The sequence below is a fragment of the Frondihabitans sp. 4ASC-45 genome (assembly GCF_049472575.1).
In the GTDB taxonomy this organism is placed as follows: Bacteria; Actinomycetota; Actinomycetes; order Actinomycetales; family Microbacteriaceae; genus Frondihabitans.
Map to the genome: position 1 here is coordinate 323373 of NZ_JBCEBN010000001.1, position 13457 is coordinate 336829.

10 protein-coding genes are annotated in these 13457 nt (G+C 69.0%); 5 read left to right on the top strand and 5 right to left on the bottom strand.

What is annotated here, in order from left to right:
- Positions 1 to 12: 12 nt before the first annotated feature.
- Positions 13 to 1860, bottom strand: coding sequence for a glycerol-3-phosphate dehydrogenase/oxidase (locus VH571_RS01460; protein WP_423262978.1), 1848 nt, complete (start codon positions 1858 to 1860; stop codon positions 13 to 15).
- 176 nt (positions 1861 to 2036) lie between these two features.
- Between VH571_RS01460 and VH571_RS01465 the strand changes: the two genes are divergently transcribed.
- The 4 genes from VH571_RS01465 to VH571_RS01480 all read left to right on the top strand — a co-directional run bounded on the left by VH571_RS01465 (position 2037) and on the right by VH571_RS01480 (position 7187).
- Positions 2037 to 2999, top strand: a complete 963-nt coding sequence (locus VH571_RS01465) for a sugar-binding transcriptional regulator (RefSeq protein WP_055960120.1) — start codon at positions 2037 to 2039, stop codon at positions 2997 to 2999.
- 181 nt (positions 3000 to 3180) lie between these two features.
- Positions 3181 to 3837 (top strand): GntR family transcriptional regulator, encoded by a 657-nt coding sequence (locus VH571_RS01470; protein WP_423262979.1) that lies wholly within the window; start codon positions 3181 to 3183, stop codon positions 3835 to 3837.
- Complete coding sequence (locus VH571_RS01475) at positions 3834 to 5108, top strand: MFS transporter (protein ID WP_423262980.1); 1275 nt, start codon at positions 3834 to 3836, stop codon at positions 5106 to 5108. Before VH571_RS01470 ends, VH571_RS01475 begins: the two co-directional genes overlap by 4 nt.
- 516 nt (positions 5109 to 5624) lie before the next feature.
- A complete protein-coding gene (locus VH571_RS01480) occupies positions 5625 to 7187 on the top strand; it encodes an amino acid permease (protein WP_423262981.1) in 1563 nt (520 codons plus the stop codon).
- A 261-nt stretch (positions 7188 to 7448) separates the two neighbouring features.
- Here the strand turns inward: VH571_RS01480 and VH571_RS01485 are convergent, their stop codons facing one another.
- The 3 genes from VH571_RS01485 to VH571_RS01495 form a co-directional block, all read right to left on the bottom strand.
- A complete protein-coding gene (locus VH571_RS01485; protein ID WP_423262982.1) occupies positions 7449 to 8084 on the bottom strand; it encodes a hypothetical protein in 636 nt (211 codons plus the stop codon).
- A gap of 73 nt (positions 8085 to 8157) precedes the next feature.
- Positions 8158 to 8901 (bottom strand): GntR family transcriptional regulator, encoded by a 744-nt coding sequence (locus VH571_RS01490; protein WP_423262983.1) that lies wholly within the window; start codon positions 8899 to 8901, stop codon positions 8158 to 8160.
- A 242-nt stretch (positions 8902 to 9143) separates the two neighbouring features.
- Positions 9144 to 10490, bottom strand: coding sequence for an aspartate aminotransferase family protein (locus tag VH571_RS01495; protein ID WP_423262984.1), 1347 nt, complete (start codon positions 10488 to 10490; stop codon positions 9144 to 9146).
- A 190-nt stretch (positions 10491 to 10680) separates the two neighbouring features.
- Between VH571_RS01495 and VH571_RS01500 the strand changes: the two genes are divergently transcribed.
- Positions 10681 to 11760: a phosphotransferase enzyme family protein gene (locus VH571_RS01500; protein WP_423262985.1), complete on the top strand. Its 1080-nt coding sequence runs from the start codon at positions 10681 to 10683 to the stop codon at positions 11758 to 11760.
- Between the two features lie 128 nt (positions 11761 to 11888).
- Here VH571_RS01500 and VH571_RS01505 read toward each other — a convergent pair whose 3' ends face one another.
- Positions 11889 to 13415 carry a PucR family transcriptional regulator ligand-binding domain-containing protein gene (locus tag VH571_RS01505; RefSeq protein ID WP_423262986.1) on the bottom strand — a complete coding sequence of 509 codons (1527 nt, stop codon included), beginning with the start codon at positions 13413 to 13415 and terminating at the stop codon, positions 11889 to 11891.
- Positions 13416 to 13457 lie beyond the last annotated feature (42 nt).

Sequence of the window (13457 nt, forward strand, 5' to 3'; positions counted from 1 at the left end):
GTGCGTTACGGGCTACGCCTGGGGCGACCCGGACGCGGCCGACGTGACCGGGCTCTCAGCGGACTCGGGCGCGGCAGCGGGTGCCGGAGCACCAGCACCTGCGCTTGCCCCAGCACCAGCGGGAACGTGCTGCGACGCGACCTCGACACCGTGGAAGGTGCGCAGGATCTCGAGCGTGTCTTCGATCTCGGCGTCGCGAGCATCGTCGGACCAGCCGAGCGACGTCTGCAGGATCCCGGCGAGCTCGGAGAGGAGCTCGATCGTGACACCGCCGACGAAGGCGAGGTTGGTGCGGCGAAGGACGACGTCGATGAGGTGCACGGCGTCTTCGTTCTCGGCGAAGTAGGCGATCTCGGCAGCCGTGAACTGGTTGTCGGAGGCGAGCGGCTCGGACGGCTGGTCGAGGAGCGTCTCGATGACGTCTTCGGCACGGGTGCCGTAGCGCGTCAGGAGGCGGTCGACCTGGTCGCGGTCGAGGCCGCCCTGGTGGTCGGTGATCCAGCGGGCGCGGTCGCCGGGCAGCGTCGGGAAGCCCTTGCCACCGCCGATCGCCATGCCGGTCGTGTCGACCGTGCGTCCGACGCCGAGGCGCGTGGTGGCCTCGGTCGAGAGGTGCGCGGAGAGGGCACGGAAGGTGGTCCACTTACCGCCGACGAGCGAGAGCACCTTCGTCTTGGGAAGCGACGCGACCTCGGTCTCGACGATGCGGTAGTCGCGGGAGACGAATCCGGCGGCGAGGTCGTCGTGCTTCGGAAGCGGACGCACGCCCGAGTAGCGGTAGACGATGTCGTCGCGCGTGATCGAGATGGTCGGGAACACGTGCTTGACGAGGTCGAAGAAGTAGTCGACCTCCTCCTCGGTGCAGATCGCCGGCTCGTTCATGTCGGCTTCGAGGTCGGTGGTACCGATCAGGACGCGGCCCTTGAGCGGGTAGATCAGAACGATGCGGCCGTCGTTGTTCTCGAAGAACAGCTCGCGACCATTCGTGGCCTTGAGCAGAGCGGGGTGGTCGACGACGATGTGCGAGCCCTTGGTGCCGCCCATGAACTGCGACTCGGCGCCGAAGACCTTGTTGGTGAGGTCGGTCCAGGGGCCGGAGGCGTTGATGACCACGGGTGCGGTGATCGTGAACTCGTCGCCGGTGACGACGTCGCGAACGAGCACGCCGCCATCCTGAGCACCGACCGCCTCGAGGTAGTTCGCGCTGCGGGCCTTGGAGCCGGCGGCACCGCGGTTGCCCGCGGCGATTCCGTCTTTCAGGACGTCGAGGGCGAGACGCTCGGGCTCGTGGACCGACGCGTCGTAGTAGGTGCCGGTGTACTTGAGGTTCTTGTTCAGAGCAGGCATGTCGCGGAGCGCGGCCGACTTCGTCAGGAACTTGTGACGGGGAACAGTGCCACCGTCGCGCGAGAAGGAGTCGTACAGGGTCATGCCGACCTTGATCAGCACGGCGCCGCGCTCCTTGGTGGAGCGCTGCTTGTGCGTGAGCATGCGCAGCGGGGCGTTCATCAGGCCGGAGAACGTCGAGAAGATCGGCATCGTGGTCTGAAGCGGCTTGACGTAATGGGGCGCGATCTTCAGGAGGCCGTTGCGCTCCTCGACCGACTCACGCACGAGACGGAACTCACCGTTCTCGAGGTAGCGGATACCACCGTGGATCATGTGGCTCGACGCAGCCGAAGCCCCGGAGCCGTAGTCGTTGCGCTCGACGAGCACGACGTCGACGCCCTGCAGCGCCAAGTCGCGGAACGTCGCGATTCCGTTGATGCCTCCACCGATAATCAGGACCTGCGCCGTGGGGCGCTCCTTGATCCGGGACACGTTGGCGCGGATGTCGTCTGTCTTCTTCGACTTCGTCACTGGCTTGTCACTTTCGCTGCTATGAGAGCTTCGGCGCCGTGGCGTCGGTGCTACTCGTCGTGGTGTCGGATCGCGATCAATCGGAATGGTGCATCGATCGCCGACTCCTCCATACTTAACTCGTGTGAGCAGGCGGTCAACCCCTGTGCACATACGTGCATAGAGAGGCCCGAACCATGTCGAACGCACCGCACCAAGCGGACAAGACGCAGGACGCCCTGCGCGCCTCCCACCTCTACTACCTGCAAGATCTCACGATGGAGGCGATCGCCCGCGAGCTGGGCACTTCTCGTTCGTCCGTCTCCCGACTCCTGAGCTATGCCCGCGAAACCGGACTCGTCGACATCCAGATCAAGTCGCCCCTCGACCAGGCGACCCTCGTCAGCGATCAGCTCCACCGGCGGTTCAACGTGGTGGCACACGTCGTACCCATTCCCGACCAGACGACCGACGTCGATCGCCTTGACCGGGTCGCTCTCTCGGCTGCACGAATTCTCACCCCGTTCGTCGACTCGAACATGGTGATCGGCCTCGCCTGGGGCTCCACCGTCAGCGCGATCAGCCGCTATCTCGTGCCTAAGGCCACTCACGGATCGATGATCGTCCAACTCAACGGCGCCGCGAACACCCGCACGACCGGCATCGTCTACGCCAGCGAGATCCTGCGCCGATTCGGCGACGCGTTCGGCGCTCAGGTCCAGCAGTTTCCGGTGCCGGCATTCTTCGACGACCCCGACACGAAGCAGGCGCTCTGGCGCGAGCGGAGCACCAAACGCGTGCTCGCGTTTCAGGACTCCATGGACGTCGTCGTCTTCGGCATCGGTGCACCCGACGCACTCGTGCCGAGCCACGTCTACTCGGGCGGCTACCTCGAAGAGAGCGACCATGCGAGCCTCCGCCGTGACGGGGTGGTCGGTGACGTCGCGACGGTGTTCTTCCGCGAAGACGGCTCATCTAGCGACATCACCCTCAACAAGCGCGCCTCCGGGCCCGACTTCGCGACCATCCGGCGGGCGCCGCGTCGCGTCTGCGTGGTCGCCGGCACCTCGAAGGTGCCGGGCATCCGCGGCGCTCTCGCGGCCGGCCTCGTGACCGACCTGATCGTCGACGAGAGCACCGCCCGGGCACTTCTGGAGTGAGCGGCGGAGTGCAGGATCCTGGTCTGCCGCGGCCCCGCCGCTCGTCCCTCAGGAATCCTGTCCCCTCAGCGTCGCCCCACCTGGGTTGCCGCGCCGCGCCGCGCCTGCATTCCTGATTCGCGACCGGCGACGTCCCGTTACGCGTTGCATGCAACGATGCATGCAACCTAGAGTGAGCAGCATGAGCGACCCCGCGAGCAGCCCTGCCGCATCGATCGAGGCGAGCGCCGCAGAGCGCGCCTACCTCGTGACGAAGGCGCGGATCCTGCGCGGCGATCTCGCGGGCGGGGCATCGCTGAGCGAAACCACCGTCTGCCAGGAGCTCGGTCTGAGCCGCACGCCGGTGCACGAGGCGTTCCTGCGACTTGCCGCCGACGAACTGCTGACACTCGAGTCGCGCAAAGGCGCTGTCGTGCGGCCCATGTCACCAAGCGAGGCCGACGACGTGGTCGAGATGCGCGAGGCCGTCGAAGCCGCGGCGGCGGCGCGCGCCATCAGCGTCGACCGGGGTGATCTCGCACGCGAGCTCGCCGATCAGCTCGCGATTCAGGAAGACTGCGTCACCCGGGGCGACATCGACGGCTTCATCGACGCCGACGACGCGTTCCACACCGCTGTGATCGCGGCCAGCCGCAACCCGATAGCCAGCCACTTCGCAAGGATCCTGCACGACCGCGCTCAACGACTCCGACACCAGCTGATCCGAGTCCGCCCGGAGCACCTCGCCGTGACGCTCGACGACCATCGCGAGCTGGCCGCCGCGATCGACGCCGGTGATGCCGACGCGTATCGCCGAGTGCTGGCCCGCCACGTCGACATCTTGCGGGGCATCCTGTGAGCGTCGACACCGGGGCGACCCAGGCAGTGCCGAGCGCGGGGCCCGGGCCTACACCGGGATCGCGGCTGGGCGGGCGTGCGGCTCGGGGGCCGTGGATCCTTATCTGGGGTGCCGTGTTCGTCTGCTCGTGGGGCGGCAACCAGTTCAGCCCACTGCTGCTGATGTACGAAGACCGGCAGCACTACAGCTCGGTGCTGGTGAACGCCTTCCTCGGCGTGTACGTGCTCGGGTTGGCGCCCGCGCTGCTCGTCGCCGGTTCGCTGTCGGATCGGCACGGCCGTAAACCCGTGTTGCTGGCGGGCCTCGGAGCGGCGCTCGTCGGCAGCAGCCTGCTGGCGCTGGGCCCGTTCGGCCCGGAGTTCCTGCTCGTCGGGCGCCTGTTCTCAGGAGCGACCGTCGGCGTTGCGATGGCAGTCGGCAACTCGTGGATCAAGGAGCTGTCGCAGGCCCCGTTCGATCCGGGAGCCGATCGCGCTGCCGGCGCACGGCGTGCCTCGCTGGCCTTCACCCTCGGCTCCGGTTCGGGCGCACTCGTGGCGGGGCTCATCGCGCAGTGGGGGCCAATACCCGAGGTGCTGCCCTTCGTCATCCACCTTCTGGTTACGATCCCGTTTGTCGTGGTCGTTTTACGGGCTCCCGAGTCGCACCGGAGCGGCGGCGTCTCCGGGCCGTGGTGGCGGCAGCTGCGGATTCCGACCGCATCGCACCGCCGCTTCGTGCGGGTCGTAGTCGTCTCGTGCCCCTGGATCTTCGCGGGGGCGGCGATCGGCTACGGCTACCTGCCGACTCAGCTGCGAGCGGCGACCGGATCCTGGGGTCTGGTGTTCGCCACAGCGGCGACCGTCACTGCCCTCGGCGTCTCGTCAGCGTTGCAACCCGTGGCCCGGCGCATCCACTCGGCCACGAGCGCGCGCGGCCTCGCAGTGATGGTCGGGCTCATCGCCGCAGGGCTCGGCGTCGTCATCGTGGCGATCTCCCTGCAGTCGGTCTGGATCGGCCTCGCGGCCAACGTCGTGATCGGCCTCGGCATGGGCATCGGGCTCGTGTCCGGTCTGCAGGAAGTACAGAGGATCGCAGGATCCGCTGGCCTCGCCGGCCTCACGGGTGTCTTCTATGCGGTGGCCTACGTCGGATTCCTGGCGCCCCTCGCGATCGCAGCTCTCTCCGCGATCGTGCCGGTCACGCTCATTCTGCTCATCGTGATCGGGCTCGCGCTCGTGTCGCTGGCGCTCGTGCTGGTGTCGTTCAGGAAGCACCTGCCTGCGGCGTAGTGGGTGCGTGCGCATGGGCGGGTGCGCGGTCGCGTGCGCAAAACAGGAATGCAGGCGCGAAAGCCCGCGCGATCCCACCTCCCACACTCGCCGCGGGACTGGATGCCTGAAAAGTGCACCCGCCAGGCACCGCCCCACAACGCGCGCGCACAACAGGAATGCAGGCGCGCAAGCCCGCGCGAACCCACCTCCCACGCTCGCCGCGGGACTAGATGCCTGAAAAGTGCGCCCGCCACGCACCGCCACGCACCGCACGCCGCTCAGGGCACCTGCAACCGCATGATCGCGGCTGTGCGCTGCTGCATGCGCTGATCTTGGCACGCGGCGAAGGATCCGGCCAGGCCCGGTGGGCATCAGCGTGGCCGGGCCCGGATCCTGAGTTGCCGGAACTCCGTAAGCGTCTGCCGAGTCGGTTAACACGCTTGTTACAACCCATTCATGCCGCCTTCACACGAGGCCGCCGCCGGCACGCTCCACTGGGAGATCCCATCATCAGGCTGCTCAGAGGAGACCCGAATGTCGACCGGATCCAGCACCACCAGCGGCGTGACGTACACGTCAGCCGACCCGAACTACTTCGAGAAACGCCAACTCCGCCGGACCGCCGGCTTCTGGGGCATCTGGGGAATTGGAATCGCCGCCGTGATCTCGGGCGACTTCTCGGGCTGGAACGCCGGCATCACAACGGCCGGCTGGGGCGGACTCCTGATCGCGGTCGGCATCGTCGTGATCATGTTCTTCGGCATGGTCTTCTCGATCAGCGAGATGAGCGCCGCGATGCCCCACACAGGCGGCGCGTACTCGTTCGCCCGCGCGAGCATGGGACCCTGGGGTGGTTTCATCACCGGCCTCGCCGAGACGATCGAGTACGTCTTGACCACGGCGGCGGTCGTTTACTTCTCCGCGGGCTACGCCGACGCGATCCTGTCCGATCTCACGGGCGCGAGCCTACCGACCTGGGTGTGGTGGATCATCCTCTACGCCGCCTTCATCGGCCTCAACTCGCTCGGTTCGTCGGTGTCGTTCAAGTTCGCGCTGGTCGTCGCCCTGATCTCGCTTGCCGTGCTGCTGACGTTCGCGCTGATGGCGACGTTCTCGGGCAAGCTCGACTTCGGGAGCCTGTTCGACGTCGCGCCGGATCCTGGTCAGAGTGCGTTCCTCCCCCACGGCATCCTGCCGATCTTCTTCGCCCTGCCGTTCGGTGTGTGGCTGTTCCTCGGCATCGAGGAGCTGCCGCTGTCGGCAGAGGAGGCGCACAACCCGACCCGCGACATTCCTCGCGCCAGCGTCTGGGGCCTCGTCACGCTGATCGCCTGCGGTGCGATCGTGCTGTTCCTCAACCCGGCCGTCCTCGGCGGAGCGGCTGCCGGAACCTCGGCGGAACCGCTGCTCGACGGGTTCCGCGCGATCATCCCCAACGACAAGGTCGCCGCTGTCCTCTCGGCGTTCGCGCTGGTCGGTCTGCTCGCCAGCCTGCAGGGCATCATGTTCGCCGCCGGCCGCAACATGTACTCGCTGTCGAGGGCCGGCTACTACCCGCGCGGACTCTCCGTCACCGGCAAGCGTCAGACGCCCGTGCTGGCCATCGCCGTCGCCGCCGTGATCGGCTTGGCCGCGCTCTTCGCCGCCGAGGCTGCGGTGCCGGCGGGCGGTGGCGGGCTCGTGCTCAACATCGCAGTCTGGGGAGCCGTGCTCTCGTACATGCTGCAGATGGTGTCGTTCGTGATCCTGCGCCGCAAGTACCCGAACGCGAAGCGCCCCTACAAATCGCCGTGGGGTCTCGGTGGTGCGTACATCGCAGGAATAATCGGCTTCGCAATCTTCATCGGTGAGATCCTGAACCGCGCACTCTGGTCGGCGATCGTCATCATGCTGATCGTCTACGTCGTCGGCATCGTGCTCTTCGCGACCGTGGGACGCAAGAACCTGGTGCTCGCTCCCGAAGAGGAGTACGCGATCTCGGGAGGGCTGCACCGCGACCCCCAGGTCGAGGACTACGACACGCTCGACGCGATCCCAGTGCCGGGCGACGCGCTGGCGGATGTGCCGGCCCGCACGAAGGAGTCGGACCTCGTGTGAGGCGGGCCGGGCTGCGCGGCGGTGCGGCGGTGCGGCGGTGCGCGCAAATCAGGTAGCCGAGCGCGGGGTGGGCGCGGATCCTCACGTTTGCGCCCCGCTCGCGCCAGACTTCCTGATTCGCGAATCAAGGATCCGCGGCACCCCGCTCACCCACACGCCTGCGCGCAAATCAGGTAGCCGAGCGCGGGGTGGGCGCGGATCCTCGTGTTTCCGCCCCGCTCGAGCCAGAATTCCTGAATCGCGACCGGCGCACGCCGACCGCTAGAAGACCCGCGCGACGACTTCTTTAAGGAGCCCCGACGTCGGGACGTTCGCCTGCTGGATCCGGATGCCGATATCACCCCGCGTGTAGTACGTGTCGCCCGTCTCGACCGGGTACTGGGAGTCGCGGCCGATCTTCTGGCAGGTGTACGCGTCGGCGGACTTCTTGCACGTGAATCCCTTAGCCGGGAGCTTCTTCAACTGGGCGAGGGCCTTCGACGAGTCGACGGTGACGACCTGGATGCTGATGCCGCTGATATCGGCCCGCGGATCGCGCCACAGGCAGAAGATCGACGCCCCGCCCGACTTGACAGCCGCGCTCAGCTGCGTCTTCGGCGCAGACGGCTGCGTGAGCGGGGTCTTCGCGAAGCCGTCTTTTTTGTAGGTGGTCGCGCTCATCAGTGACTTGCACTTCGTCGGGATTGCGCCGACGGCGACGGCGGCCGAGGTCGTTGCACGCGTCGTCGGGGTGGCGAGGCTCGACGCCGTCGTCCCGCCCGAAGGATCCGACGCACCGGCATTCGCCCCCGTCGTCACGGCTGCAGTGGTCGTCGCCGCCGAGCACCCGGCGAGCGCCGCCACGGCCGCTCCGGTCATCATGAGAGCGATGGTCGTCTTGGATGCCTTGTTGAGCATGATTCCCCCCGGGTGATTGTGGGTCGAGGCTACTGCTGCCGGCGCGGTTACGGGGTCATCCTGCAGAACGAACTCAGCGGGTCGGCGGCACGGCGCGCTTCCATCTCGCGCCGTAGCGGCGCAGCGAGATGCGCGTGCGATCGGTGCGGAAGAAGTCGTGCGAGAACTCGACGGGCGTATCGGCCGCGTCGAAGGTGATGCGCCAGATCTCGAACAGCGGCGCCCCCTCGGCCACCCCCAGAATCGCCGCCTGCTCGGCCGTCGCCGGTGTCACGTCGATCGTCTCGTCGGCCTGCGCCATCTCGATGCGATAGTCACGGGCAAGGATCCGATACACCGACTCGGTGTGGTCACGATCCTGAAATCCGGGTAACAGGCGCATCGGCAACACCATCGTGTCGAGCGAGAGCGGCGTCCCGGCTGCGTCACGACGCCGACGCATGCGGAAGACGTTGTCGCCGTCGGCCAGCGCCAGACTGCGCTGCTCGGACGGCGTGGCGAGGCCGATGCCCTCCGAGAGCACCTGGGTCGTCGAGACGAATCCCTGCTGGCGGAGCATGTCGGGCACGCCCATGATCGTGTTGAGCTGGCGCTCGATCTTGCCGTCGGCCACGAACACGCCGCCGGTGCGACCCATGGTGCGGCGGATCAGCGATGCGGCCTCCAGCTCTTCGAGGGCCTCGCGGAGCGCCGACCGGGGCACGCCGAACTGCTCGGCCATGGCCCGCTCCGAGCCGATCCGGTCGCCCACGCGCAGCTCGGATCGGGCGATGAGGCGCTGGATCCGGCTGCTGAGCTCGGAGGGGTCTCGGGGCACGGGGTCTCCTGGAGGCGCGGGCGGACGGGCGGGCGGGGCGGCTGGGGCGGGGCGGGCGGCGACTGCGGCGGCGACTGGGGCTCATCGTAGCGACGCCGGTGCGGCCCGCGCGAGGCCGCCCGGGCCCGCGCGACGCCCGGCCGCTCGCAACCCGACGCGTTTCGGCCGTAGCGACGCGGCGCGCCGCGTCGGATTGGCCGAACCGCGTCAGCTCGCCCGGCCGCACGCGACACGAGCCGCAGCTACACCCCGAGCGCGGTCAACCCGCCGTCGAGCGCCTCCACGAGCCGCGGGATGTCGGCGGCGGTGAACGCGAGTGGCGGCCGCAGCTTGAGCACGCTGTTGTTCGGCCCGCAGACGCTCGTGAGCACGCGCCGGTCGCGGAGCTGCTCGAGCAGGGCGAGCGCGACGCCCGAGTCGGGGGCCCGCGTTGCGCGATCGGCGACGATCTCGACGCCGGTGTACTGCCCCGAGCCGCGGATGTCGCCGATGCCGGGGTGCACGGCCGCGAGCTCGCGGAGGCTCTCGCGCAGGGCGGCGCCGACGGTGAGCGCCCTCGCCTGCAGCTCTTCGTCGCGGATCACGTCGAGCACGGCCTGCGCCGCTGCGATCGCGACCGGGTTGCCGCCGAAGGTGTTGAAGTAGGGGCGCTTCGCGGCGAACGCGTCGAGCACCTCGCGCTTCGCGGCCATCGACGCGATCGGGATTCCGTTGCCCATCGGCTTGCCGGTGGTGACGATGTCGGGCACGAAGTCATGACGGTCGAAGCCCCAGAACGCCTCGCCGGTGCGGCCGAAGCCGGGCTGCACCTCGTCGGCGATGACGACGCCGCCGTGCGCGTGAACGAGCTCGAGCGCCGCCCGGATCATGCCCGGCTGGCCGAGGAAGATGCCGTCGGACGAGAACGACGAGTCGAGGATGAGACCCGCGAACCCGTCTGCAGACGCCTCGATCTCGGCGATGGCCGCGCCGAGCTGCCCGAGCCACCAGGCTCCGGCCCCCTCGGCGGTCTCGGACTGCAGCCGATAGGTGTCGGGCGGGTCGATGATGCGGAGCGTCGGGTCCATCTGCTCGGGGCCGCGCAGCGACGGCGAGTGCGCCGAGACGAGAGCCGTGTTGCCGTGATACGCCTCGCTCGTCGCGATCCACGCGGTGCCGCCGGTGTACTCGCGGCCGACCCGCAGCGCGAGGTCGTTCGCCTCGGAGCCGGTGCAGACGAACATGACCTGGTCGATGGCATCGGGCATGGTCGAGAGGAGGTCGTCGGCGTAGTTCAGCACGCCCTCGTGCAGGTAGCGCGTGTGCGTGTTCAGCGTCGACATCTGCCGATGTACCGCCTCGACCACCCTCGGGTGGGCGTGGCCGATGCTCGGCACGTTGTTGTAGAGGTCGAGGTATTCGTTGCCCTCGGCATCCCAGGCGTGGGCTCCGAGGCCGCGCACGAGCTCGACCGGATGCTTGTAGAAGAGGCGGTAGGCGGAGCCGAGCACCTCGCGCCGCTCGGCGAGCGCCCGGGTGCGCGGGTCGAGCCCGTCGGCGTCCGACGCCTTGAAGCTGTTGCCGTCGAGGATGGATGCGGTGCTCGCCATGGGGTTCCCGTCGTTCGGTGGGTGCACGTCCATTCTCTCGATCGACGAGGAGGCGAGGGGGCCCGCCGTGTTGCCGGGACGTTACGAGCGCAGCCCTGAGGATGAATGGCGTGTTACCCGCGTGAACGGCTGGTAAAGGATCGCGTCTCAGGAGTCGGATCCTGAATTGTGGCCTCTAGGTTCGAGGCTTATGACGATCTCGCACCCGACGACCGAGACCGTGCCCGCACCGTCGGGCACACCGGCCGGATCGCTGTCGGCCTTCGATCACGTGGGCCGCGGCGACGATGCTCCGCACTGGGTTCACGACGGCATCTGCCTCGCCTGGGGACTGCCGCTCGCAGCGACTCGGGTCACCCTGATCGCGGTCTCGGAGAACGTGACCTTCAAGGTCTCGGTGAACAAGGATCCGAGTCTGGTCGTCCGTCTCGGACGCCCGGGATACGCGGTGAGCGTCGAGCATGTGCGGAGCGAACTGCTCTGGGTCGAGGCCCTGCAGCGCGACGCGGGGGTGCCGACACCGTCACCCCGGCACGGGGCCGACGGCGATTTCGTGCAGTTCTTGAACGACGACGGCGGGGCGAGCTGGACGGCGGTCGGGTTCGACTTCGTGACGGGCACGATCCTCGAGGATCAGACCGATTTCGCCGACCACTTCGTCGAGATCGGCCGACTGACGGCCCAGCTGCACGGTCACTCGCGGGGTTGGGCGCGACCGACCGGATTCCAGCGCTTCGACTGGACCGTCGACGACATGACCGGCGGCCTCGCACGCTGGGGCGACTGGCGGAACGCCCCGCTGACGCCCGGTGATCGGGCCGTTCTGGAGCGTGCCGAGACGACAGCCCGGGCCACCCTGTCGGGCATCCCGCGGACGCCGCAGCACTGGGGACTCATCCACTCCGACCTCCGCCCCTCGAACGTCATGACCCACGAGGGCGCCATGACGATCATCGACTTCGACGACTGCGGGTACGGCTACTTCCTCTACGACTTCGGGTCGGCGCTGACGTTCTACGAGCACCGCCCGTCGGCGCTCGAGATGGGCGCCCGCTGGCTCGACGGCTACCGGCAGGTCGCGACTCTCAGCCGCGACGACCTCGAACTCGCGGGAGCGCTGTCGCTGATGCGCCGGCTCACCATGCTCGGCTGGGCCACGACGCACCGGGCCGACGCGCTGCCCGCCGACCTCTGGGACGAGAACAAGCCCGGCACGGTCGAGGTCGCGGCGCGCTACAACGCCGATCCGCTCTGGCTCGTTGGGGCGTAGCTCGGGGCGTTTGGGGAGTGCGCCGCTCTGCCGGGATACGCGGTGCGGACTCCGAGACCTGCCGCGGCACGTCGGTGTGACCGCGATACGTATCGCGGCGGCCCGGCGGCCCGGCCGGCGGCCCGGCGCTAAGCGCGGGACGCCTGCAAGAGCGCCCACAGCTCGGCGCGACCGGCGAACGAGTCGAGGTCGAGCTCGAGCAGCGTGCCGATCCGCGCGATTCGAGCTTTGAGCGTGTGCCGGTGCAGCCCGGCCTCGCGCGCCGCCGACTCCCAGTGGCCGTTGTGGTCGAGCCAGAGCCGCGCGCAGTCGACGAGCTCGCCCGGCTCGCCGACCAGCACTCCGAGGCGACGCCGCGCGAGGTTCTCGGCCGCGGGCGACCACAGATCGTCGAGGAGCCCGGCCGCCGAGTCGCCGAACACGTGCACACCGGCGTCAGGATCCTGATCGAGGGCCCGCACCGCCTGCGCCAACCCGGTCGAGGCTTCGGCGGGTGCCAGCACGGCCGACAGCCCCACCGGGAGTGCCGCGAGGGTGGTGCTGCCGGCTACCGCCCGCGAGAACGCGTCGGTCGCTGCTGCCGGCACCACCGCTACCACTCGTTCGGCAGAGGAGTCGGCGAACGCCAGCCCCTCCCGCGTCAGCTCGTCGAGGAGTCGATCGCGTTCGGCGTCGGCAACTCCCGCCGGAAGCGGCACGACGGCGATCCGGAGGGCGTCGGGAATCTTCGACCCGAACTCGGCCGCAGCCGCCCCTGCCCCCGCGAGATGGCCATCGAGCAGCAGTCGCACCAGCACTCCCCCGAGACGGCGCTCGAGTCGACGTTCGGCGTCGCCGTAGCGGAGCAGCACCTCGACGATCGCGACGGCACCGGTGACGACGGCCTGCGTGGCGACGTCGTGCCGCCCGGCGCCGGCGATGCCGATCGCACCCCGAAGGGCGCCGCGAGGCCCGAGGGTCTGCACAGTGGCGAAGCCGAGCCACTCGGGCAGCGTCACGTCGGCGGAGGCGCGGGTGCCGCGGCGCAGGATCCTTCGCCCCTCGTCAGCAAGTGCCCCGAGATCGACGGCGGCGGAATGCACCTCCACCACCGTCTCGCCCGAGGGCGAGAGGATCACCACGGCGCCGCTCACCTGGTCGGCCAGCGTCTGCACGACGGCCTCCAGCGTGCCGGCGGTCAGGGCCGAGAGCGAGACGGCGCGCTGGGCGGCCAGAGTCCAGGCGTCGCGTTCGCGATCGCGGGCGGCGATGCGATCGGCCACCCAGCGGATCAGCGCGATGAAGGGGACCTCGTAGGGGACCTCGACGAGAGTGATGCCGCGAGCGTCGCAGGCGTCGACGAGGGAGGGCGGGGTGCCCTCGCGGATCACCTCGAGGCCGAACCCGAGGGCCACGATGCCGGCATCGAGGAGGCGATCGGCGTAGCTGCCGTAGAAGGCAGCGTCGTCGTCGGCGGGAAACTGCGTGCCGGTGGTGAGCAGCATCGTGTCGCCGGTGAGGAACGGCGTGGGATCGACGAGATCGGAGCTGTGCACCCAGTCGATGGCGGTGTCGCGCCCGTCGCCGTCGAGGCGGACCCGGAGGCGGAGCGGCGGTTCGGCGAGAAGCCCGCGGACGGTCGGAGGTTGCACGGTCGGCGCGGACGAGGTCTTCACCCTCGGAGGTTATCCCCAACTGCCGCTCGGTCCAGCAGTTCT